The sequence below is a fragment of the Paenibacillus sp. FSL R5-0407 genome (genome assembly GCF_038009185.1).
Classification (GTDB): Bacteria; Bacillota; Bacilli; order Paenibacillales; family Paenibacillaceae; genus Fontibacillus; species Fontibacillus vini.
Map to the genome: position 1 here is coordinate 3270978 of NZ_JBBPAX010000001.1, position 20978 is coordinate 3291955.

A 20978-nucleotide genomic window follows, 5' to 3' on the forward strand; every position below is an offset into this window, starting at 1 on the left:
CTCGTCGATCACCGGGGTGATTGCGGCTCCCAACTAAAGTGTACACTATGAAATGCATTTCAGAGCAAGATTAATTAATAATTAACAAAAAATCATAATCTATCAGTCATTCTGTCCCCTTCCCAGGGTCAGTTTCAACAAGTATGGCGTAACGAGAGTCGTCAAAATAACTACAATGACCAGGACCGTAAAATACTTTTGCTCCAGTAACCCGTTCTCTAAACCCAATGTTGCGATGATAAGCGCAACCTCCCCGCGCGATACCATCCCCGAGCCGATTCCCGCCGAGGACCGGAGCGAAAACCCTGTCAGGCGAGCCCCAAGTCCCGAGCCTACCAGTTTGGTTACCAACGCAATCAGGAAGAACAGCACCAGAAGACCGAGCTGACTTCCCAATCCGTCGAAGGAAACGGAGAAACCGACGCTGACAAAAAAGATAGGTACGAAAATCGTGTACGCAATAGGCTCCAGCTTCTGCTCAACCTCATGTTTATAGCTCGTTTGCGAAATTGCCAATCCTGCTGCAAAAGCTCCGATAATACCGGCTACCCCGAGCTCCTCCGCAATGTAAGCCAAAAAGAAACATAAAATCAGGCCGGCGCTGATAATCGACTCAGTCACGCGGAGCGGGGCAAGCCACTTCATGATCCATTTCGCTATTTTCCAAATAAAGAGTCCTGCAATCAAAAAGAAAATGAATTTCTTGCCGATGACCATCGCCAGATTTACATCTCCGCCGCCGAACAGGCTCATTACGAACGCCAGCAATACTACCACCAGAATGTCGTCGATAATCGCCGCTCCCAGAAGTGTCGTGCTTTCCCGGGTATTCATCAAATTGAGATCTTTTAACGACTGGACAGAAATACTGACCGAAGTGGCCGACAGCAGCAGCCCCAAGAAAATCGCGTGAGCCGGTGACATTCCGATCGCAGCCCCCGCTAAATAACCGCCGGCAAAGGGTACGATAATTCCGCCTATCGCTACAGCCATCGATGAGGTTAAGGAGCGTTTCAAATCTCCTAAATCAGTCTCCAGACCAGCCATGAACATCAATAAAAGCACACCGATTTCACTCAACTCTCCGATGATGTGAGAGTTCTCTACCCATCCGAGCAGAGCGGGTCCAATAACTACTCCAATGAGCAGTTTACCTACGACCGCGGGCTGCCCTAAACGAACGCTGAGGTCCCCGGCCAGCTTGGTGGCGAGCAAGATGATTAGAATTGTTAAAAAGAACATAGAACTCCTCCTGTACAACTTTTGTATTTTGAATGCCTAAAAAAAACAAAAAGAAGCCTTGGGTGACCAGGCTCCTCCATAAAAAACCAATATTCAATTATTTATCTAAAATTTATTTCGGCAATTGAAACGAGCTTTTGAGCGATACAATCAGGTTAAACACCGGATGCCCCGGCTTCGAATATTTCGAATCGACGTTGAAATAGCCGTGACGGAAAAATTGGAATTTGTCTTGCGGCTGTGCATCCTTCATTCCCGGCTCCACATAGCCGTGCATGATGCTTAAAGAGTTCGGGTTGATCCGCTCCAGGAACGGTTTTTCCTCCGCGCCTTCCTCTTCCGGCTCTTCGTCCAGAATCAGCGGCTCGTACAGCCGGAATTCGGCAGGTACTGCCTGACTGGCCTCCACCCAATGGATGGTTCCTTTGACCTTGCGGCCGGTAAACCCGCTGCCGCTCTTCGTTTCGGGATCATAGGTGCAGTGAATTTCCACCACGTTGCCGTCCGCGTCTTTGATCACATCGTTGCATTTAATGAAATACGCATGCTTCAGGCGGACTTCATTGCCGGGGAACAGCCGGAAGTACTTGCTCGGCGGATCCTCCATGAAATCTTCGCGCTCGATATAAATTTCACGGGAAAACGGAATTTGACGGTTGCCCATCTCTTCATTTTCACTGTTATTCTCAGCTTCCAACAGTTCCGTTTGGCCTTCTGGATAATTGGTGATGACCACCTTAAGCGGGTCGACGACCGCCATCGTGCGCGGCGCCTTCAGCTTCAGATCTTCCCGGATAAAATGCTCCAGCATTTTCAGATCGATGGAGCCGTAGGCTTTGGAAATCCCGGTTTCGAAGACAAACGCTTTGATCGCTTCCGGCGTATATCCCCGGCGGCGAAGGCCCGAAATCGTCGGCATGCGCGGATCGTCCCAGCCATCGACAACCCCTTCGTCGACGAGCATTTTCAGCTTCCGCTTGCTTGTTACGGTTTGCTCCAAATTGAGCCGTCCGAACTCATATTGATGCGGCTCGCTCGGCATTTCCGTTTCGGCGATGACCCAATCATAGAACGGGCGTTGATCTTCAAACTCGGTGGAGCAAAGGGAGTGCGTTACTCCTTCGATCGCATCCTCCAGCGGATGGGCGAACGTATACATCGGGTAGATGCACCATTTGTCGCCGGTATTGTGATGGGTAGCATGTACGATCCGGTAGATGACAGGATCCCGGAGGTTGATATTCGGCGAAGCCATATCGATCTTGGCGCGAAGTACCTTCTCTCCGTCTTTGAACTCACCGGCGCGCATCCGCGCGAACAAATCCAGGTTCTCTTCGACCGAACGGTCGCGATAAGGGCTGTTTTGCCCTGGCTCCGTGAGCGTCCCGCGCGTTTCGCGAATTTGATCGGCGCTCAAATCATCCACGTAGGCTTTACCTTTATTAATCAGCACAATGGCACGATTGTACATCTCTTCGAAATAATCCGAAGCGAAGCGCAGTTCTTCCCATTCAAAACCGAGCCATTTCACATCCTCCTTAATGGAGTTGACGTACTCGATATCCTCTTTTACCGGGTTCGTATCATCAAAACGCAAATGGGTCCGGCCCCCGAATTCATCGGCCAGGGTAAAGTTAATCCAGATCGCCTTGGCGTGGCCGATATGAAGATAGCCGTTCGGCTCCGGCGGGAAGCGTGTCACTACGGTTTCCACTTTTCCGTTCTTCAAATCTTCGGTAATAATATTCTTGATGAAATTGGGAGGGGTACAGTTATTGTTCTCCACGGTGATCAACCTTTCCATTCAACGAAGTTCAAAGCTTTTGTTTATTTTCTCCGAATTTTCTTCTTATAAATATACCGATATCTTTACGAATGTTCAACAGGACACCACATCAAAATATCATCGACATACTGTCCGCCCAAGTAAAACTCTTCAACCAAACGGCCCTGCTCCTCAAACCCGCAGCTCCGGTAAAAGGCGACCGCTCCGGGATTGCTTGCCAGAACGCGCAAGGACAGCTTGCGAACTCCCCGTTCGGCGGCGAGCTGCTTGACGGCCTCCATCAGCTTATGGCCCACGCCGCGTCTCTGGTATGCGGGATGAATGGCGATATTAAGTTCATAAACATGACGATTGCTCTCCAAGGGAGTCGGGTGGTCAAATCCCAAACACCCGCAAATTTCCTCTCCGATACCGGCGACGAGCTGGCTTCCCGGCGGACATTTCTGCAAATATTGCTCCCGGGAGCTCCATACGAGGCGCTGTGCCGGCGTGGAATGCTCGTCCCAAGTGAGGGAGTCGATCTCCATTAACGCCCCCGCATCACCCATTTGCGACAGACGGATCCAGAGTGATTCTGACATGCTTGCACCTCCAACATATGATTTCGATTATACCCCAAAAAGTTAAATTATACCGTACGATAAAGCTCGCCTTTTGCATCGCGGTTCTTGTAAGCGTGAATCAAAAAAGCTCCTACCGCCAACATCGAGATCGCCACAGCCAGCCAAGCCACCGGGACAAGTCCATTCCAATCGAACAGGACGCCCATGGCGTACGGGCCGACGACCCTTCCCGCGGCACCCATCCCGCCGACAACGCCTAGATAGAACGGCGCCGACTTGCCTGTCCGATCCGAAATAAACGATGGAATGGCCGGTGAGATAAGCATTTCTCCAAAGGTGGTCAGCACCATCGCAAACACCATGCCAGGATATGAACGGAAGCCGAGAATCGCTACATATCCCAGCATATAAAAGATTGCGCTAGCCGTTAATTGCGCTTCCGCCGATTCGGCAAACGTCCGTTTGATCCACAAAATAAACGGCTGGCCGACGAATATCAGCACCCCGTTTAGTGTCCATAAAATACTATAATTCCACTCCGGCATCCCTTTGGAAAGCGTAAACGGCGATACCCCATTGTTCCAGATGCAGTTACCCAACCAAAGGAAGAAGGAGCCAATGCCCATAAACAGATAAACGTTATAGCGGCTTAACAATTTCCAAGTATTCTGGCCTTCCGACGTGCTTTTGCGTTTCTTTTCCATCTGCAGGTCGCCCTCGTTTTTTTGAACTTTGTTCAAATAAAACCAGAAGAAAATAGCAAATGCCGCCGACGTCACCCCGTTCATAATAAAGCTCATATCATAGGAAATCCGCGCCAAAAATCCGCTGAGCCCCGTCCCCAGGGCAACGCCGATATTGTTGGCTACATAGATAACATTAAATAATTCTCCCCGGCGCTCCGCAAAACGGAAGCCGATAAATGCCTGAATAGCAGGCATAGACATCGCGTTAAAGAACCCGATCAATCCCATCAGCAGCATAAACAGAGACCAATTTCCGCTCCCCAGAGGCAACAGCAGAAGGAAAAGCGCGTTCATCCCCACGCCGCCGACGATCAGCCTTTTTACGCCCAATTTATGATATAACGAGCCGCCGAGAATTTGTCCCGCGATCCCTCCCAGCGACATAACCAGGATGACCAGACCGGCATCGGCCCCGCTCCTGCCCAGCACCTTGAATACGAACATCGTAATCAAAGGCCACATCAGAGATCCTCCGGCTGAGCTAATCAGACTGGCGACAAGGAAAATTTTGATTTCCTTCGGATACGCCTGCAACCATTTCATTCCACTTTCTCTCCCCTCTGCCAAGCCTTTATCCCTATAATTATGTACAAGAAAATAACAAAGGGAGCCCGATTCGGCCCCCTGTTACCGTCACTTTTTATAGTGATTGCAAGTATTTGCAGCCCAGATTACCATAGTATCGCCTAAATAGTCCGGATTTCGCAAGCACATTTATTGACGCTTTACATCAACAACGGTCGAGAAAAAGACAGCCCCTCCGCCCATGTCGGCGAGCCGGTCCGGCGTAAGGGCATTGGCGCGGCGACGCTGCCCGTCCCGCCCCCACCATAGACCTTGGCTGACTACCGTGCCCGGCAGCATTTTGTCGGTTATGTTTGCTTTGATCTGATAGCTGCCCCGGTCGTTCCAGACGATAACATCATCGCCGTCTTCAATGCCGCGCGCGGCCGCATCCTGCGGGTGAATTTGCAGCAGTGGGCTTTTCTCCAGCGTCGTTAGCTTCTCGACATTGCCGAAGGTGGAATTCAGAAAGCTGTGATTCGGCGGCGATACGAACATCAGCGGATATGGACTACCCTCTCCAGGACGATTTACTCCGTCATATCCCTCGTAAAGCGGGATGTATGTCGGGAGCGGCGGAAGTCCGGCGTCCGCCATCCGGGCTGAGTATAGCTCGATCTTCCCCGAAGGCGTCGTCAGAGCATCCAGATATCTCTGCTGATGCGCCATGTTCAGCTTCATCGCCCGGTTCTCCTGCAAGCCTTCCAGAGAGATCCCCTCCAGATAAGGATTGTCCGGATAATTCAGCGCTTGCCGGATCATCTCCTCTTCCGTCTCCTGAAACGCCTCTTCCCCGAAGCCCATAGCCGCGGCCAGCAGCCGGAACACTTCCACATTGCTTTTGCTCTCTCCCTGAACCGGAATGACCGGTTCCTGAAGCTGGACATAATGATGCCAATAAGAAACATACAAATCCGTATTTTCAAAAGACGATGTCGCCGGCAGCACGATGTCCGCATATTTGGCCGTATCGGTCAGGAATAAATCATGAACTACTGTGAATAGATCTTCCCTGCGCAAGCCCTGTTCGACCTTGCCCGTATCCGGCGCCACCACAGCCGGGTTCGAGCAGTAAACAAACAGCGAACGGATCGGCGGATCAAGCGTGAGCAACGCCTCCCCGATGCGGTTCATATTGATGGTGCGGACCTGGGCATCCGACCTTAAGTCCGGGCGCTCCAACGCATCCGAATTCATATTGGCGTAAGCGCCGTTCGACTTGAACGCTCCGCCGCCCGGAACGAGCCACTGCCCGGTCAAAGCCGGCAGGCAGCTAATCGTACGGATCGCCATTCCGCCATTATCATGGTGTTGAAGCCCGTTGCCCATATGAATATAAGCGGGCGAAGTCTCCGCATACATGATTGCGAGGGCTTCGATATCCTCGGCAGGAACCCCCGTAATCGCCGAAACATGAAGTGGCGTATAGGTTTTCACATGCTCGCGAAGCTCCTCATGACCCAAGGTATACCGTTCAAGGAACTCTTCGTTCACCAATCCCCGCGCAAACAGCACATGCATCATACCTAGCGCCAACGCACTGTCCGTCCCGGGATATAGCGGGATGAACCAATCGGCTCTTTGGCCGGTACGGTTGCGGTGAACGTCGATGACTACGAGCTTCGCCCCCTGCTTCCGGGCCTTTTCAATCAGGGCGACCTGGTGCATATTCGTGCTGACGATATTGCCGCCCCACACAATAATCAGCTTTGCCTTCAACGTTTCTTCCGGGCTGGTACCGCCGCCAAAGCCCATCGTGTATTCCCAGCCGGCACTCCCCGCAGCCGTGCAGATCGCACGCTGCAGTTTGGATGCGCCCAACCGGTTGAAGAATCGCCGGTCCATTCCCTCGACGCTAAGAATCCCCATATTTCCGTAAAAGTTGTACGGCAGGATCGATTCGGGACCATGCTCTCGGGTCAGTTCCTGAAATCGCCCTGCGATTTCAGCTATGGCTTCATCCCAGGTAATCCGTTCGAATTTCCCCTCTCCCTTAGCGCCGATGCGCTTCATAGGGTACAGCACCCGTTCAGGATGATAGACCCGCTCAGCCATATTACGCACCTTATTGCAGATCGCTCCCTGCGTAATCGGATGGTCGGGATTTCCCGTCACCTTCACGATCTTTCCGTTCTCTTTATGCAGCAGTAAACCGCAGGTATCCGGGCAATCAAGCGGACACACCGCGGGAAATATTCCGTTCTCTTCATGAATCATTGCGAGCTTCCCTCCCTATCTAAGTAATTGTAGAAAAAAGCCCAATCCTTGTCTACAGGCAAGGTGGAGCCGCCGTCTTTCCGACAACGTGTAAGACGAAAAAGGCCGCTCTTCGCGAACGAAGACGCAGCCTTTAGACCGTTTAATACCGAAGTATATTACTATGAAGTTACAGCCTTGAGCCTGCTGCTTAAGGAAAGAGCATCGGACCGGAAGATGGGGCCGAAGCATTAGCCGAAGCATTGGCTGGTACATTGGTTGGTCCATTATTCGATACATTGGCCGAATTTACCTGTTTTCCCGTTAATGTCGTTCCTGCACCGTTGTCTTTTAAATAGGCCGTCCAGTAAGCACCGGCAACAAACAATGCGCCGCCCACGAGGTTCCCCAACCATACCGGAACAAAATTTCTGAAGTAATCTCCCCAGGAGAAGTAGCCTTCAAAGATGGCAGCCGGAATCAGGAACATATTTGCTACGACGTGCTGAAACCCGATTGCAACGAAAGCCATCGTCGGGAACCAGATCCCGAGAATTTTCCCGCTCATATTATCTGCACCATAAGACAGCCATACGGCAAGGGCCACGAGCCAGTTACAGCCGATCCCCGATATGAAAGCCTGCAAAAAGCTGTCATCCAGCTTATGCCCGGCCATATCAACCAGTTTATCCAGGTATACGCCGCTGGAGGTCAGCCCTACGACATGTCCGAAAAAGTAAGCGACGAACAACGCGCCTACAAAGTTACTTATAGTGATGAGGAGCAGGTTTTTGCACATCTCACCCGTCGTAATCCGTTTCGCCAGCCGCGATAACGGCACGGCCATCATGTTTCCTGTTAGTAGCTCTCCACCGGCGAGAAGCACCAGGATCAGACCGATCGGGAATACCGCTGCGCCGATAAAAGAAGCGATGCTGCCCCATTCTTTCGGAGCGCCGGCTATAACGCGAATATCCAGCAAAAATCCGAGGGCGATAAAGGCCCCGCCTAAAAACCCAAGAATCAAAACCGTCAGCAAAGGATTGTGCGCCTTCTTGATGCCCATTTCGACCGTCACTTTCGCAATTTGATCAGGTTTATTGTAAGCCATGATTCATTCTCCTTTAGGACTATGTTTGTAAACTCTCCTACTCCGCCTTAATTGTAACTTGGGTATTTCAATCCTTAAGTAACATAAGTCACGACACGGCCTCATAAAGTGAAGAATTTCACACAAATATGTAAAAAAGAAAAAGCCGGCAGAATGATAATTCTGCTGGCGGGAGATAGTCTGGAATGGGGTTAATTCTGTTGTCCGGTGTTACGCCTGAACTGTTTCTCTTACCGGTACTTCCGGCAGTGCGCCAAGGCCTGCGCTGTTCAAGAAGTTCCAAGGCTTGTTGTAATGAGGCTGGAAGAAGAAGTCGACGAACGCCAGCTCTTCCATCTTCATGCCGTTTTGGATGCAAACCGAAATCGTATTGATCGACTGCGTCAAATCGACCTTCGACATGATTTGAGCGCCCAGAATGCGTCTGGTTTCTTTTTCATAGACTACTTTCAGCATTACCGGCTCATGGGTCGGCATAAATTCAGGACGATAGTTATCCGTAATCATGACCGCTTCCGCTTCAATACCGGCATCTTTAGCGGCCGTTTCCGTCATCCCGGTTCCTGCAATATTATCCTCGTAGATTTTGATACCCGAGGTTCCTTGAGTCCCCATATATCTAACCGTTGGGGCCACCAGATTACGGGCGACCAAAGTTCCCATCCGGACAGCGTTGGTAGCGAGTGGAATATAGGCATGCTTCTTGGTCGGGTTGTAGAACACCGCGCAGCTGTCGCCTGCCGCATAAACGTCCGGCGTACTGGTCCGCATATATTCATCCACGATGATCGCGCCGTTCCCGAGCATGTCAACTTGCCCTTTCAACAGGTCCGTATTCGGACGGAACCCGATGCACATAATGACCAGATCCGCATCGTACTGACCGCGGTCCGTTACTACCTGGCCCACTTTGCCGTGCTCACCTGTGAATTTCGTCACTTTCTCGCCCAAGGCAAGAGTAATTCCATGCTCACGGAGCGATGCTTCGATTTTATCCGTATACTCGGCATCCAGATACTTGCTCAAGATACGGTCTTCCGCATCGATCAAAGTCACCTGCTTGCCGTTCAGTTGGAACGCTTCGACCAGCTCTACTCCGATATAGCCTGCGCCAACCACAACGATGTTTTTAGCTTGCTCGGCCTTTTCGATAATGGTGTTCGAATGATTGAAGTTTTTCGAGAGCAGAATGTTCTCCAGCTCGATGCCTTCGAACTTCGGAATGATCGGCCACGAGCCTGTCGTCACGATCAACTTATCGAATGTATCAGTCAACTCTTCGCCGGTCTCCAGGTTGCGGGCCTTCAGCGTTTTTGCCGCCGTATCCACCGCAGTTACCTCATGGCGCATCTTCGTGTTCACGCCCAGTTCAGCCAATTGTGCCGGCGACGAATAGAACAGGCCTTGCGGGTCTTTCACCATGCCGCCGACATATAAAGCAATGCCGCACGACAGGAAGGAGATGTTGTCATTGCGCTCGTATACCGTAATTTCCGCCTCCGGATAAAGCTTTGCTGTATTTACAATGGCTGCTGTTCCTGCGTGAGTACATCCGATAACTGCTACTTTCATGATTTCTTCCTCCTCGAATCCCCTGTATTGTTTTATTTAATAAGTTTGTAATCGTTAGGGGTATTATTTGTGAAATTAGTCACTTTAAATTTGTTGTGATTGTGAATTTTTTCACCTGATACTCTTATTATAGTGTGACATTTTTCACATTGCAAGTAGCAAACCGCCATTTCAAAAAATATTCACAATTTTAAATATTTTTGGAGGGCTGGCTGATGATATGGTCCCTTTGTCCACCTTTTAAACGGACATTTTAACGTTTTGTCCTTCTGAGGCGCACAATTAGGGGGCTTACTAAGTTTAATGGTGGTTTATTGGCTGTTCATTGGCTCAGGTTTATTATTATTTCTAGCTTTACCCGATATCATGAGTTGAACTTTGTATTTATTTCATTTCATTCGGTTGACGAACGCAAAAAACCGCTCGGCCGAAGCCGAACGGTTCTCAGGTTTATTTGGAGGAAGCGGACCGCGCGCCGGCTGTCCGCATCAGCCACAGGAAGTACGGCGCGCCGAGCAAAGCCACGACCAAGCCGGACGGAATTTCTTTTGGCGCGAGCAGCACGCGGCCGACGATATCCGCAAGCACCAGGAACACGGCCCCGAGCAGGGCCGAGAGCAAGGTCAGCTTGCGATTCGAGTTCGGCACGAGCAGCCGGGCCGCATGCGGCGCCAGCAGGCCGACGAAGCCGACGGTGCCGACCGTCGCGACGGCCGAAGCGGCGAGCGCCGCGCCAAGCAGGCCGCCGAGCATGCGCGTCCGCTCGGCGGAGACGCCGAGGTTGATCGCCGAGGCGTCGCCCAGGGCGAGCAGATCAAGGCGGCGGGCCAGCCACCAGGCGAGCGGCAGCAGCACGAGCGGCCAGGCGAACAGCCAGCCGAGGTCGTCCCAACCGCGGGCGTAGGTGCTGCCCGACAGCCAGGTCAGCGCCGAGGCGACGCGAAGCTGCGCCTTGACGACGAGCGCCTGGATGCCGGCCGAGCCGAAGGCCGAGACCGCCATGCCGATCAACGCGACCTTCGCGGGCTGCATGCCGCCCTTGCGGCTGATCGCGAAGATTACGAGCGCTGCAGCGATGGCGCCAAGAAAGGCGGCGACCGGCACGACCGAGCTCGGTAACTGCGGCAGCAGAATCAGGAAGACGAGCGCGCCCAGCCCGGCGCCGGACGTGACGCCGATCACCGAAGGATCGGCGAGCGGGTTGCGCACGACGCCCTGCAGCAGCGTGCCGCTCGCGGCGAGTGAGGCGCCGGCAAGGGCCGCCACCAACAGGCGAGGCAGCCGGGTCTCGATCACCATATACCTGGTGATCTTGCTGGCCTCGCCCGTCAAAGCGGCCCAGACGTCATGCAGCGGCACCGTTGTGCCGCCGAAGACGAGGCCGGCGCCCAGCGCGAGCAGCAGCAGGAGCCCCGATCCCGCCAGCAGGGCGGGATACGGCAGGACGCGCCGGAAGCCCGCGCCCATGCCGGAGGAAGCACCCTGCACCTCGCCGCGCGACGGCTTCATGCGGTACACGAGCCAAATGAGCCACGGCGCGCCGAGCGCCGCCGTGGCGGAGCCGGCCGGCAGCAGCCCGAACGCCGGCTCCAGCAACAGCACGGCCAGATCGGCCGCCACTAGCACGATCGCTCCCCAAAGGACTGCGCCGGGGATGAGCAGGCGGTGGCGGTGCAGGCCCATCAGCCGCAGCAAATGCGGCGCAATGAGACCGACGAAGCCAATCGGCCCCACCGCACTTACCGTCACCGCGGCCAGCAATACGGCCGTCAGCACACTGACCGTCCGGGTTAATCCGATCCGCTGGCCGAGCGACTTGCCGACATCTTCATCCATCAATAGAATGTCGAGATTCCGGCTGAACAGGACCGACAGCAGCAAGCCGCCCAGCACCCACGGCCAGATTGCCGCCACGTTATGCCAATCATTTTGGATCAAAGAACCGGAGCCCCAAAGGAACAGGCCTGCGGTTTCATTTTCAAACAACAGTTGAAGCGTGCCTGTCAACGAGGAGAGCACCAGCGTAAGCGACATGCCGCCCAAAGCCAGGCGTACGGGCGCGCTCCGTTTCCGTCCGGCCATCAGGAACACGACGGCTCCCGCAAGAAGCCCGCCCGCCATCGCCGTCAACAACGGGAATCCGCTAATCAGCGACGGAAAAAAGATCGTACCCGCCACCACGGCCAAATAAGCTCCGGCGTTAATGCCAAGCGTTCCGGCGGAGGCCAGCGGATTGCGGGTCAGCGTTTGAAGAAGTACGCCTGCCACGGATAATGCCGCTCCTGCAAGCGCACCAATCAGCGCCCGGGGCAGTCTCACCCCGCGCACGATCTGCTGCAACGGATCATCCAGCGTCGGATGGAATAATGCCTCCCGGATCAAAGACAGCGAAATGCCCGCCGTACCTTGCGTGATCTGCACGCACAGGAGCAGCAGCAGAATTAGCGGACCGGCTCCGAATACAAGAAGAAGCGAACCCCGGGAGGTTCGCTTCGAACGAGTTCCGGCATTCGCGTTAGCCGAAATGAGACCCGTACTCATGGCGCCAGCACGGACACGGCTTTATCCACGAGGGTTTTTGCCGATAACGGTCCGCCGAACACCCACGAGTCTCCTCCTAACGCATAGGTGCGGTTCTCTTTTACGAAATTCAGGTTTTTCCAAACTTGGTTTTCCTTCAAGTGCGTTTCAAACACATTGTCGTCATCCTGCACGATGTACAAAAAGTTCGAGTCCTGAAGCGCCGGGAAAGCCTCCACGGATTTCTCCGAATAGCCGTATACTTCATAGGCCGGTTCCTTATTTGCATTTTGAAGCCCGATTTTATTCAAAATCTTCACGGCCATCGAGTTATCCGTAAAAATACGGAATACCGGCGAATTTTGGTTACTGAATGCTTGTACCAGCGTAAACTCCGCATTTTCCTTGCCTGCGGATTTCAACTTCTCGGCCGCTGCCTTGTAAGTCTCGTCCAATCCGGCCAGCACTTGTTTAGCTTCTTCCTGTTTGCCCACCGCATCCGCAATCGTATTGAACGTATCGATCATTTCCTGATACTGATCCACGCCGTTCTCATCCTGATAAGGCGAAAAAGCAATCGTCGGCGCGATATCCGCCAGTTTGTCGTAAATGTCCTTTGCCCGGAAATCGGAAGTAAGAATCAGATCCGGATCCAGCGCCATAATCGCTTCCAGGTTCGGCTCCTGACGGGTTCCCACGTCCTGCACGTTCGCATCCAGTCCAGGCGTAGTATTCACCCAGGCTTGGTATCCCTTCACATCGGCTACGCCTACAGGCTGAACTCCCAATGCGATCAAATCCTCGGCATACGTATATTCCAAGGCTACAATCCGTGTCGGAGTCCCTTCAACATCCGCAGTACCAAGCGCATGCTTGAATGAACGCACACCGTCTGCCTGCTGTCCCGAGTTGGCCGCATTTTGAGATTGTTCCGCCGTATTCCCTGCATTTTCCCCGTTACCGGCAGGTGCCGGGTTATTGTTGTTTTTCGCATTTCCGCACGCCGCCAAAACCAGGCAAATGCAAATTACGGAAGCCATCATCTTTAGCATTTTCATTTTTCTCATCCTTAACTCCCCCATTATGTAAAAATAAAGCCTTAACTCCACCTACGTCGCCTTCTCCTTCGCTGCCATCGCAGCTACCAGTTCTTTGCGCTTGGCTTCCCGGTCTGCCTTCGACAGTTTTGGACAGCCGTAACAATACCCGTGTCCTGAATCCGTCCGGTAGGCCAGACAGCAGGTCGGTTTCATTCGAGTCATCTCACCGGGCCGATAAGGATCCTCGATCCAAGTTTCTTTCAAATCGAACGGATTTCGTTTCAAACCGAACCATTGGGCATCAAGGACTCTCGAAAAAAAGGCGTACTGCTCCTTAAACGGTTCAGTCACGGAAGGGTCGCCCATCTGCTTGCCCAAATAATCCAGGTAAAACTCCACGCCGAGCGGCATTTGTCCCCATAATTGCGCCACCGGAAGCCCCGAGATGGCTGATGCCGTTTCCATAACCGGGCGGAGCGTATCCCGGATGAAAGCTCCCAGCACTTCCTCACGCCATTCGCTTATATCCCCCGTCGGCCAAGCATTCTTAGCGGAATCCTTGATCACGAAGAAAAACCGGGGATAATCATTCACTATGCCAATTTGAATAGTGAGATTTTTAAGCGAAAAATCTACGCCACCGTCGCACCCCGCAACCATATAAAGCAGGGCGGCCGGAACGACTCGCCAACAAGCTGCATAATAGGTGGCTGCAACCTGGATGTCTTTCCCTTTAATCTGCTCCCGGTAAACCTCGAGCAGCCGCTCCGCCTGTTCACGATCCGGCAGGCGTTCCGCCGGTATCGTAAACAGGGCATCCGCCCTTTCTTCGGTTACTATGGAGAGCGCCCGATCAAGCAGCCCAAAATCAATATCCATCACTACGCCTCCTGTACTTCTGCCGGTAACTTTCCCTATAAATGCGTGTTCAAAAAGTAAGTTTTCAGGACCAAGAAGGTTGGATGAAGTTAGGGACTGAGTAGCGGAGCGTACATTAGGTACGTGAGCAACGGAAGGCCCGGCTGAATTCAAGATTCGATGCCGAATCCTCATCCTGATCTACTTCGTCGTGGAAAGATGACTTTTTGAACAACCTCTACAGGAACGAAACCACCTTATTATTGGCCGAATCATCCTTCTTACCGGGCCGGACCTTGCCTTCTGTAGCTGCGCGGTATAACTCGTACGGAAGACAAAGCGGCACCCCGCTGCGCGGATCGGTCACGATATCCGCTTCGATGCCGAACACTTCGCGCAGCACTTCGGAAGTAACAACCTCTTCCGGTGCTCCGACGGCAACCGCCTGCCCCTTCTTAATCGCAATCATATGATGGGCGTATCTGGCCGCGTGATTCAAATCGTGAACGACCATAACAATGGTCCGTTGAGACTCGGCATTCAGTTCCTCAAGCAGCTGCAGCACTTCCAACTGATGAGCCATATCCAGGAAAGTGGTCGGTTCATCGAGGAACAAAATATCGGTTTCCTGGGCCAATGCCATTGCAATCCAGGCCCGCTGGCGTTGTCCGCCCGACAGTTGCTCCAGAGCGCGGTCACTGAACTCATTCATCCGCGTTGCCTCAATCGCCCATTCGATGATCTTGCGGTCTTGCTCTTTTAATCCGCCAAACCCTTTTTGATGCGGAAAACGGCCATATGAAATCAATTCGTACACCGAAAGCCCTTCCGGTGCGGTCGGGTTTTGCGGCAATATCGCGAGCTGCTTGGCAACTTCCCGGGTGGACTGCTTATGAATCGACTTGCCGTCAAGCAGTACGCTTCCTCCCTTAGGCTGCAAAATCCGGGCCATCGTTTTTAAAATCGTCGATTTCCCCGACCCGTTCGCACCTACCAAAGCCGTAATTTTCCCTTGGGGGATCGATATATTCAAATCCTGGACAATCAACCGGTCCTCATACGCTATATCCAAATGGGAGGTCTTCAATGACGCCATGACCATCTTCCTTTCCGTATATGACCTGAAAATGAGGTCCAAAAAAGATTTCCGTAATCTTCTCTACTTTCTAAAGATACTGATAATCATTATCACTTGTCAACAGGAATTTATGACCGAAGACGACAAAGAGGCGCCTTGACAGGCGCCCCTTTACTAAGTTTAAATTCATTTGTTTTCGTGGGCGTTCTGAGCCAGCCCCACCAACATATGCGCCAGCGCATGCTGTTGCTCCGAATTCCCGGCCTTCCACAATTCCTGGAGCAGCTTCTCTTCCCGGTTGCGAGGCTCCTCTTTGGCTGCCAGATAATTGCCGATCCGCTCAGCCGCTTTTGCCATCGTCTCCTCGCTCAAGCCGATATTTTCCGCGAGCTCGACCCGTAAACCCAAATAATTTTTAAAAGTATCGAAACTCTCCAGAATTTCATCCTTTGCCTTATCATCCATCCGGTCTAACGCCGCATCCACTCTTCCCAGCGCTGTCTGGCCTTCCTTGTTTACAACATGGTTATGTTCGGACATGCATAACGCCTCCTTCTGAGATATAGAGTTCGTTAGTACATAACCCGCACGCAGGATCGTGAATCAATCCGTCGTTCTAACCGTTTTGATCGCTTAAGGATTGGCTACCGGCACGGCATCGTAATACTCTTCCAGCGTAATATCCCGTTCGGCGATATCCGATGCAATTTCCTTGCCTACATAACGAAGATGCCATGGCTCGTATTTGTAGCCGGTAATATCGTCTTTACCTTCGGGATAACGAATAATGAAGCCATATTCCGATGCATGCTCCGCCAGCCACTTCGCTTCCTCGGTATCGCCGAAGCAATCCTCCGCGGCGCATTTGCCGTCGCTGCCCGACACGTCGATGGCCAAGCCGGTTTCATGCTCGCTATGCCCTGGCACCGCGCTGTAGGTTTTGGCCTTTTCCAATCCGTCCTTTTTTACGTAACGGTTGAAAAGCGATGTCTGCGTGCTATGGGACCGATACGCCGAAACGCCGGCCAAGTAAATTCCGTCGCTCTCCGCGCCTTCAAACAATTTCTCCAAAGCCGAAGCGGCCTCTTTGCGCATCATGCGTTTCTCGATCTTCTCTTTAAAGGTGAAGCGAACGTCCGGATAGACGAGATCGCCAGGCTTATGATCCTCCGGCAAGGCGAATTCCTTGTTCACCAGCACGGCCACGCTGTCGGCATCGGCCGCTGCGGACTGACTTGCATCCGGCTTTGCTCCGTTCCCTTCTTCTGCCGTACCGGAATCTGTCCCTCCACCTGCTGCGGAAGTATCTCCCTGATCCGCTCCAGTGTTGGTCTCGCCATTAGCCCCATTATCGGTATTGCCATCGGTTCCGCTGCCGGACCCGCCATTAGCACCTTCATTTGCACCTGTATTCCCTGCATCATTCAGTTCGGTTCCCGGTGTCTGATTCAATGGTTCAGTATCCGCCGGCTTATCTTTGCCGCATCCAGTAAATAAAACGGCAGCCATCACAAGGACGACAGCCGTCGTTGTCGCTCCCCAACCCGTCCGAAGCTTCATTATGATTTCCCCCCATTGTGTGTGTTTCTATACATGACGCCTCTGCGGACGTTTTAGTTGCTGGTAATCGTATCTAAAAGGCGCCCCCATTCTCAAAGAACGGGCGGCTGCCTTTTCATTCTAAATTAGCGGTCGACCCCGGGCGATTACCGCCCGCGACGGCCACCCTCATTCCGGCCGCGTCTGCCTCCGGGGCTCTGATCACGTCCGCCGCGCCCGCTGCCGGATGCATTCCTGGAGCCGCGCTTCGCGCCGCCGTCCTGGCTGCGTCCGCCTCTTGCTGCGCCGCCGGTTCCCGGTTTCCCCCGGCCCGAGGATCCGCCGCGTCCGCTGCCTTGCCCTTGGCCCTGGCCGTTCCGGCCGCCGAATCCGCTGCCCTTCCGGCTGCGCTCCTGTCCTTCCTCGGCGGAACGTCCCTGCCCGGCGCCTGCAGGCTTGCCGCTGCCGCCTACGGCGGACACGCCGCTCTTCTCGTACCGCTGCCGTTCCAGGCGGCGGGCAATACCGCGCTCGATGTTCCGGAGCGCTTCCACATCCTTCACCGCCGCAAACGTCACGGCGATGCCCTTCTCCCCGGCCCGGCCCGTCCGGCCGATCCGGTGGATGTAACTATCGACATCCTGCGGAATGTCGTAGTTAAACACGTGCGTGACGCCCTCGACGTCGATGCCTCGGGCCGCTACATCGGTCGCCACCAGCAATTCCAGCTTGGCGTCGCGGAATGCGCGCATCACCTGTTCGCGCTTCGACTGCGACAGGTCGCCGTGGAGCTCGTCCGAAGCAAAGCCCGCCTCTTGCAACGCTTCATTCAGCGTGCTTGCCCGCCGTTTCGTACGGCAGAAAATTACCGCCAGATACGGACGGTGCTGCCGGATCATCGTGATCAACGCCTCTTGCTTGTTCCGGTCCGTGCATTCCACGACAATTTGCCGGATGCTGTCCAGCGTCACGCGGGAGGTTTCGGCGATCCGGATATCGCGGGGCTGCTGCATATACGTCTTGGCCAAACGTTTTACGTTATCGGGCATGGTTGCCGAGAACAGCATCGTTTGACGGCTGCGCGGAACAAGGCGGATAATTTCCTCCACCTCGGCCAAAAATCCCATATGCAGCATCTGATCCGCTTCGTCCAGCACCAGCATACGGACAGAGCCGAGCGTCAGCGAGCCCCGGCGCAAATGGTCCAATAGCCGGCCCGGCGTACCGATGACGAGCTGCGTCCCGTTCTGCAGCTTGCGGAGCTGCCGCTCCACGTCCTGCCCGCCGTAAGCGGCCAGCACGGACATGCCTTCGCGGGCTGCCGCCAGTTTCCGCGCTTCCGCGGTAATCTGAATCGCAAGCTCGCGCGTCGGCGTAATGATCAGCGCCTGCGCATCCGGACGGTCCGTCCGGATTTTCTCCATGATCGGCAGCAAGAACGCCAATGTTTTTCCGGTGCCCGTTTGGGCCTGGACGATGACATCCTCCCCCGCAAGCAGCTCAGGAATAGCCTTTTCCTGTACCGGAGTGGGATTCACGATCCCTTGTCCCTGCAATATTTGTAAAACGGCCGTCGATAGACCCATTTTCTGAAAAGTTGTCAAAAAGTTCACCTCATTAGTTATTAGCCCGGCATTGGATTAGCCACATTTTTCCCTTGTCTTCCTAATTCTAAAAGCGGGCCTTTTTATTGTAACAGAGATTGTCCCGAAAATCCGGCTACCTTTTAAGTTTTCATCGGGATAACGAAGAACCTGGCCTCTGTCCGCCAAATCCCACATGAGACCGAAGAAATATAGCCCCTCTCCAAGTCCTCCAAGTCCTCCAAGTCCTCCAAGTCCTCCAAGTCCTCCAAGTCCCTCCAATTCTAACGAACCTAGGAAGCCTTATCCGATCGAAAACTAGTAAATTTAGATTTTAACGAACTCAGTACACGTTATTCTTCAATTTCCAGCCAAAAAAGGGTCAAAATCTTCAAATAAGAATCCTCAGATTCGTTAGCCTAAACAAACAGTAAATTATCACGAAATAGCGTTCCTCAGGTTCGTTAAAAAAATCGGAGAAGTAGGGGAATGTCAAAAAAAGCCGGCAGCCTTCAGGCGTACCGGCAATTTAGACTTGGCCCGTCAAAACCTCCCCGAACGGAAGATGGAATACAGCAGCCAAATGACCATCAGAAAAGCGACCACAAAACCGATTTCGATAGCAGGGATGTTCCACAGCACGGTGGGCATTCGGGTTAAGGAGGAGCCGATAATAAGTCCGACCATAATAATGCTGAATGCCAATAGAACAATGCTGAAGGAGAGCCGGTTTCCGATTTGGTCGAGCTTCTTCAGGAAATGCTCCATTTCCGGCACGCTCATCTCCATCTTCACTTTGCCCTTGCCGAGCAAAGTGAACAGGCGGTTCACCTGCTGGGGAAAACCCGTCAGCGCTTCCGCAAAGTCGACGGCCCCGCCGATGAGCTGTTTCCCCAGGCGGCGGCTGCCGAATTTCTCCCGCAGCAGCTTCTTGCCATAAGGCTCCGCCAAATCGAGAATGCGCAGCTGCGGGTCCAGACTGATCGCCACGCCTTCCAGAGTGAGCAGCGCCTTGCCGAGCAGAAGCAAATCCGGCGGCAAAACAATCCGGTGCCGCTGTGCGGTTGCAAACAGGTCGTTCAGCGCTTCTCCGATGCTGATTTCCGAAAACGGAATATCATAGTAGCGATCATGAAGCCGTTCAAGGTCCGTGCGTAAAGCGTTCAAATCGCGCGTATCTTCCAGCAGTCCCATCCGCAGGATGGCCCGGAGCATTCCCTCATTGCTGCGCCGCATCAAGGCGATCACGAGCGAGGAAAGATGATCCCGCATCTCGGGGCTTAAGCGTCCGATCATGCCGAAGTCGATAAAGGCCAGCTTCCCGTCCCGGGTTGCGAGCAGGTTGCCGGGATGCGGATCCGCATGAAAGTGTCCGCCCTCAAAAATCTGCTCGAACATGGCGTTCACCAATCGCTCGGCGATCTCCTTAGTGTCGAACCCGCCCTTCCGAAGCTCGGTCATCCGGTTCAAATGAATGCCCTCCACATAATCCATCGTCAAAACTTTGGACGTGGAGCAATACCAATGGACTCCGGGAATGCAGACCTCTTCGCTGTCCTTAAATTGCCTACGGATCTTCTCCATATTCCGGCCCTCGATGCTGTAATCCAATTCGGCCGTGATCGACCGGGAGAACTCTTCCACCATTTGCGGAATTTGATACCGGTTGACCCAAGGCCAGTGCTTTTGGGCTGCACCCGTCAGGTTCTTAAGAATATCCAAGTCCCGTTCGACCTGGGGCACCACGCCGGGGCGCTGAATTTTTATGGCTACAACCTCGCCGGTAACAAGCTGCCCTTTATGGACCTGTCCGATCGACGCCGCGGCTATAGGTACTTCTTCGAATTGGGCCAGCAGTTCGGCAGCCGGCATCCCGAATTCCTGCTCGATGATAGCGAGGGACTCCTCGCCCGAAAACGGCGGCACCTGATCCTGAAGCTTCACGAGCTCGGCGATAATCGGCTCCGGAAGCAGATCCGAACGGGTGCTGGCGAGCTGGCCCAGCTTGACGAACGTCGGGCCAAGCTCTTCAAGCACAAGCCGAATCCTCTCTCCCAAGGAGAGGCTGCCCACCTCGGTCTTGTGAATCCAGCGGAGCGGCACGGCGAAAAGCCGATTCAGCCCGATTTCTTCGGCCATATAGCCGAAGCCATGGCGCATCAGCGCCATGGCGATCTCACGATAACGGCCGGAATGCCGGACACGGATGCCCATGGCTTACGGCTGCTGCAGCTCGGCGAGCTTAATTTCCAGTTCGGCCACCCGCCTGGCCAGTTCTTCCATTTCCTTGGCCGAAGCAAGGCCCATGGATTGCAGTACGGATTTTACTTGTTCGTTCACTAATTCCTTGAAGCGGTTCTGTTCTTCCGCCCCTTTATCGATCAGACGCTCCACAAGCTGTTTGGATTCCGAAGGCGCGAGCTCGCCGCGTTTGACTAAATCATCGACAAGGCTTTCCACCTTTTCTTTGCTGACAATCGTAAGTCCCCACCCCAATGAGATGGCCTTCTTTAACAAATCGCTCATGCTAAACATCCTTTCCCGTACATTCATGTGATCGAAAAGCATAGCCCTTACCAT

17 protein-coding genes are annotated in these 20978 nt (G+C 53.5%); all 17 read right to left on the reverse strand.

Annotated features, from left to right (window positions below; all coding sequences use genetic code 11):
* Window positions 1-102: 102 nt before the first annotated feature.
* The 17 genes from NYE70_RS15650 to NYE70_RS15730 all read right to left on the reverse strand — a co-directional run bounded on the left by NYE70_RS15650 (window position 103) and on the right by NYE70_RS15730 (window position 20924).
* On the reverse strand, window positions 103-1242 hold the full coding sequence (locus tag NYE70_RS15650) for a cation:proton antiporter (protein WP_290405478.1): 1140 nt from the start codon (window positions 1240-1242) through the stop codon (window positions 103-105).
* A gap of 112 nt (window positions 1243-1354) precedes the next feature.
* Window positions 1355-3046, reverse strand: coding sequence for a glutamine--tRNA ligase/YqeY domain fusion protein (locus tag NYE70_RS15655; RefSeq protein ID WP_213653664.1), 1692 nt, complete (start codon window positions 3044-3046; stop codon window positions 1355-1357).
* A 65-nt stretch (window positions 3047-3111) separates the two neighbouring features.
* Window positions 3112-3609, reverse strand: coding sequence for a GNAT family N-acetyltransferase (locus NYE70_RS15660; RefSeq protein WP_211022705.1), 498 nt, complete (start codon window positions 3607-3609; stop codon window positions 3112-3114).
* Between the two features lie 47 nt (window positions 3610-3656).
* Window positions 3657-4880 carry an MFS transporter gene (locus NYE70_RS15665; protein ID WP_211022706.1) on the reverse strand — a complete coding sequence of 408 codons (1224 nt, stop codon included), beginning with the start codon at window positions 4878-4880 and terminating at the stop codon, window positions 3657-3659.
* Between the two features lie 171 nt (window positions 4881-5051).
* A complete protein-coding gene (locus tag NYE70_RS15670) occupies window positions 5052-7118 on the reverse strand; it encodes a molybdopterin-containing oxidoreductase family protein (RefSeq protein ID WP_341046806.1) in 2067 nt (688 codons plus the stop codon).
* Between the two features lie 190 nt (window positions 7119-7308).
* Window positions 7309-8208, reverse strand: a complete 900-nt coding sequence (locus NYE70_RS15675; RefSeq protein WP_341046807.1) for a formate/nitrite transporter family protein — start codon at window positions 8206-8208, stop codon at window positions 7309-7311.
* Between the two features lie 210 nt (window positions 8209-8418).
* The gene (locus tag NYE70_RS15680; protein ID WP_341046809.1) at window positions 8419-9780 is read right to left on the reverse strand and encodes an FAD-dependent oxidoreductase; all 1362 of its coding nucleotides are present in this window, start codon (window positions 9778-9780) and stop codon (window positions 8419-8421) included.
* Window positions 9781-10230: 450 nt separating this feature from the next.
* Complete coding sequence (locus tag NYE70_RS15685) at window positions 10231-12321, reverse strand: iron ABC transporter permease (RefSeq protein ID WP_341046810.1); 2091 nt, start codon at window positions 12319-12321, stop codon at window positions 10231-10233.
* A complete protein-coding gene (locus tag NYE70_RS15690; RefSeq protein WP_244861353.1) occupies window positions 12318-13367 on the reverse strand; it encodes an ABC transporter substrate-binding protein in 1050 nt (349 codons plus the stop codon). Before NYE70_RS15690 ends, NYE70_RS15685 begins: the two co-directional genes overlap by 4 nt.
* A 42-nt stretch (window positions 13368-13409) precedes the next feature.
* A complete protein-coding gene (locus NYE70_RS15695) occupies window positions 13410-14219 on the reverse strand; it encodes a (2Fe-2S)-binding protein (protein WP_211022711.1) in 810 nt (269 codons plus the stop codon).
* 217 nt (window positions 14220-14436) lie between these two features.
* A complete protein-coding gene (locus tag NYE70_RS15700; protein WP_211022712.1) occupies window positions 14437-15294 on the reverse strand; it encodes an ABC transporter ATP-binding protein in 858 nt (285 codons plus the stop codon).
* Between the two features lie 168 nt (window positions 15295-15462).
* Window positions 15463-15816, reverse strand: a complete 354-nt coding sequence (locus NYE70_RS15705) for a DUF3243 domain-containing protein (protein ID WP_341046812.1) — start codon at window positions 15814-15816, stop codon at window positions 15463-15465.
* A 93-nt stretch (window positions 15817-15909) separates the two neighbouring features.
* Window positions 15910-16836: a M15 family metallopeptidase gene (locus NYE70_RS15710; protein ID WP_341046814.1), complete on the reverse strand. Its 927-nt coding sequence runs from the start codon at window positions 16834-16836 to the stop codon at window positions 15910-15912.
* Window positions 16837-16982: 146 nt separating this feature from the next.
* The gene (locus tag NYE70_RS15715; RefSeq protein WP_341046816.1) at window positions 16983-18401 is read right to left on the reverse strand and encodes a DEAD/DEAH box helicase; all 1419 of its coding nucleotides are present in this window, start codon (window positions 18399-18401) and stop codon (window positions 16983-16985) included.
* Window positions 18402-18455: 54 nt separating this feature from the next.
* The gene (locus NYE70_RS15720; RefSeq protein WP_341046817.1) at window positions 18456-18680 is read right to left on the reverse strand and encodes a hypothetical protein; all 225 of its coding nucleotides are present in this window, start codon (window positions 18678-18680) and stop codon (window positions 18456-18458) included.
* Window positions 18681-18941: 261 nt separating this feature from the next.
* Window positions 18942-20612 carry an ABC1 kinase family protein gene (locus NYE70_RS15725; protein WP_211022714.1) on the reverse strand — a complete coding sequence of 557 codons (1671 nt, stop codon included), beginning with the start codon at window positions 20610-20612 and terminating at the stop codon, window positions 18942-18944.
* Window positions 20613-20615: 3 nt separating this feature from the next.
* Entirely contained in the window at window positions 20616-20924 is a 309-nt protein-coding gene (locus NYE70_RS15730; RefSeq protein ID WP_211022715.1) for a phasin family protein, read from the reverse strand.
* Window positions 20925-20978: the final 54 nt, after the last annotated feature.

Excerpts from the sequence above, each read along its gene's own strand:
- NYE70_RS15650 (WP_290405478.1), bottom strand. The coding sequence starts at position 1,242 with ATGTTCTTTTTAACAATTCTAATCATCTTGCTCGCCACCAAGCTGGCC.
- NYE70_RS15655 (WP_213653664.1), bottom strand. The coding sequence starts at position 3,046 with ATGGAAAGGTTGATCACCGTGGAGAACAATAACTGTACCCCTCCCAAT.
- NYE70_RS15660 (WP_211022705.1), bottom strand. The coding sequence starts at position 3,609 with ATGTCAGAATCACTCTGGATCCGTCTGTCGCAAATGGGTGATGCGGGG.
- NYE70_RS15665 (WP_211022706.1), bottom strand. The coding sequence starts at position 4,880 with ATGAAATGGTTGCAGGCGTATCCGAAGGAAATCAAAATTTTCCTTGTC.
- NYE70_RS15670 (WP_341046806.1), bottom strand. The coding sequence starts at position 7,118 with ATGATTCATGAAGAGAACGGAATATTTCCCGCGGTGTGTCCGCTTGAT.
- NYE70_RS15675 (WP_341046807.1), bottom strand. The coding sequence starts at position 8,208 with ATGGCTTACAATAAACCTGATCAAATTGCGAAAGTGACGGTCGAAATG.
- NYE70_RS15680 (WP_341046809.1), bottom strand. The coding sequence starts at position 9,780 with ATGAAAGTAGCAGTTATCGGATGTACTCACGCAGGAACAGCAGCCATT.
- NYE70_RS15685 (WP_341046810.1), bottom strand. The coding sequence starts at position 12,321 with ATGAGTACGGGTCTCATTTCGGCTAACGCGAATGCCGGAACTCGTTCG.
- NYE70_RS15690 (WP_244861353.1), bottom strand. The coding sequence starts at position 13,367 with ATGAGAAAAATGAAAATGCTAAAGATGATGGCTTCCGTAATTTGCATT.
- NYE70_RS15695 (WP_211022711.1), bottom strand. The coding sequence starts at position 14,219 with ATGGATATTGATTTTGGGCTGCTTGATCGGGCGCTCTCCATAGTAACC.
- NYE70_RS15700 (WP_211022712.1), bottom strand. The coding sequence starts at position 15,294 with ATGGCGTCATTGAAGACCTCCCATTTGGATATAGCGTATGAGGACCGG.
- NYE70_RS15705 (WP_341046812.1), bottom strand. The coding sequence starts at position 15,816 with ATGTCCGAACATAACCATGTTGTAAACAAGGAAGGCCAGACAGCGCTG.
- NYE70_RS15710 (WP_341046814.1), bottom strand. The coding sequence starts at position 16,836 with ATGAAGCTTCGGACGGGTTGGGGAGCGACAACGACGGCTGTCGTCCTT.
- NYE70_RS15715 (WP_341046816.1), bottom strand. The coding sequence starts at position 18,401 with ATGGGTCTATCGACGGCCGTTTTACAAATATTGCAGGGACAAGGGATC.
- NYE70_RS15725 (WP_211022714.1), bottom strand. The coding sequence starts at position 20,612 with ATGGGCATCCGTGTCCGGCATTCCGGCCGTTATCGTGAGATCGCCATG.
- NYE70_RS15730 (WP_211022715.1), bottom strand. The coding sequence starts at position 20,924 with ATGAGCGATTTGTTAAAGAAGGCCATCTCATTGGGGTGGGGACTTACG.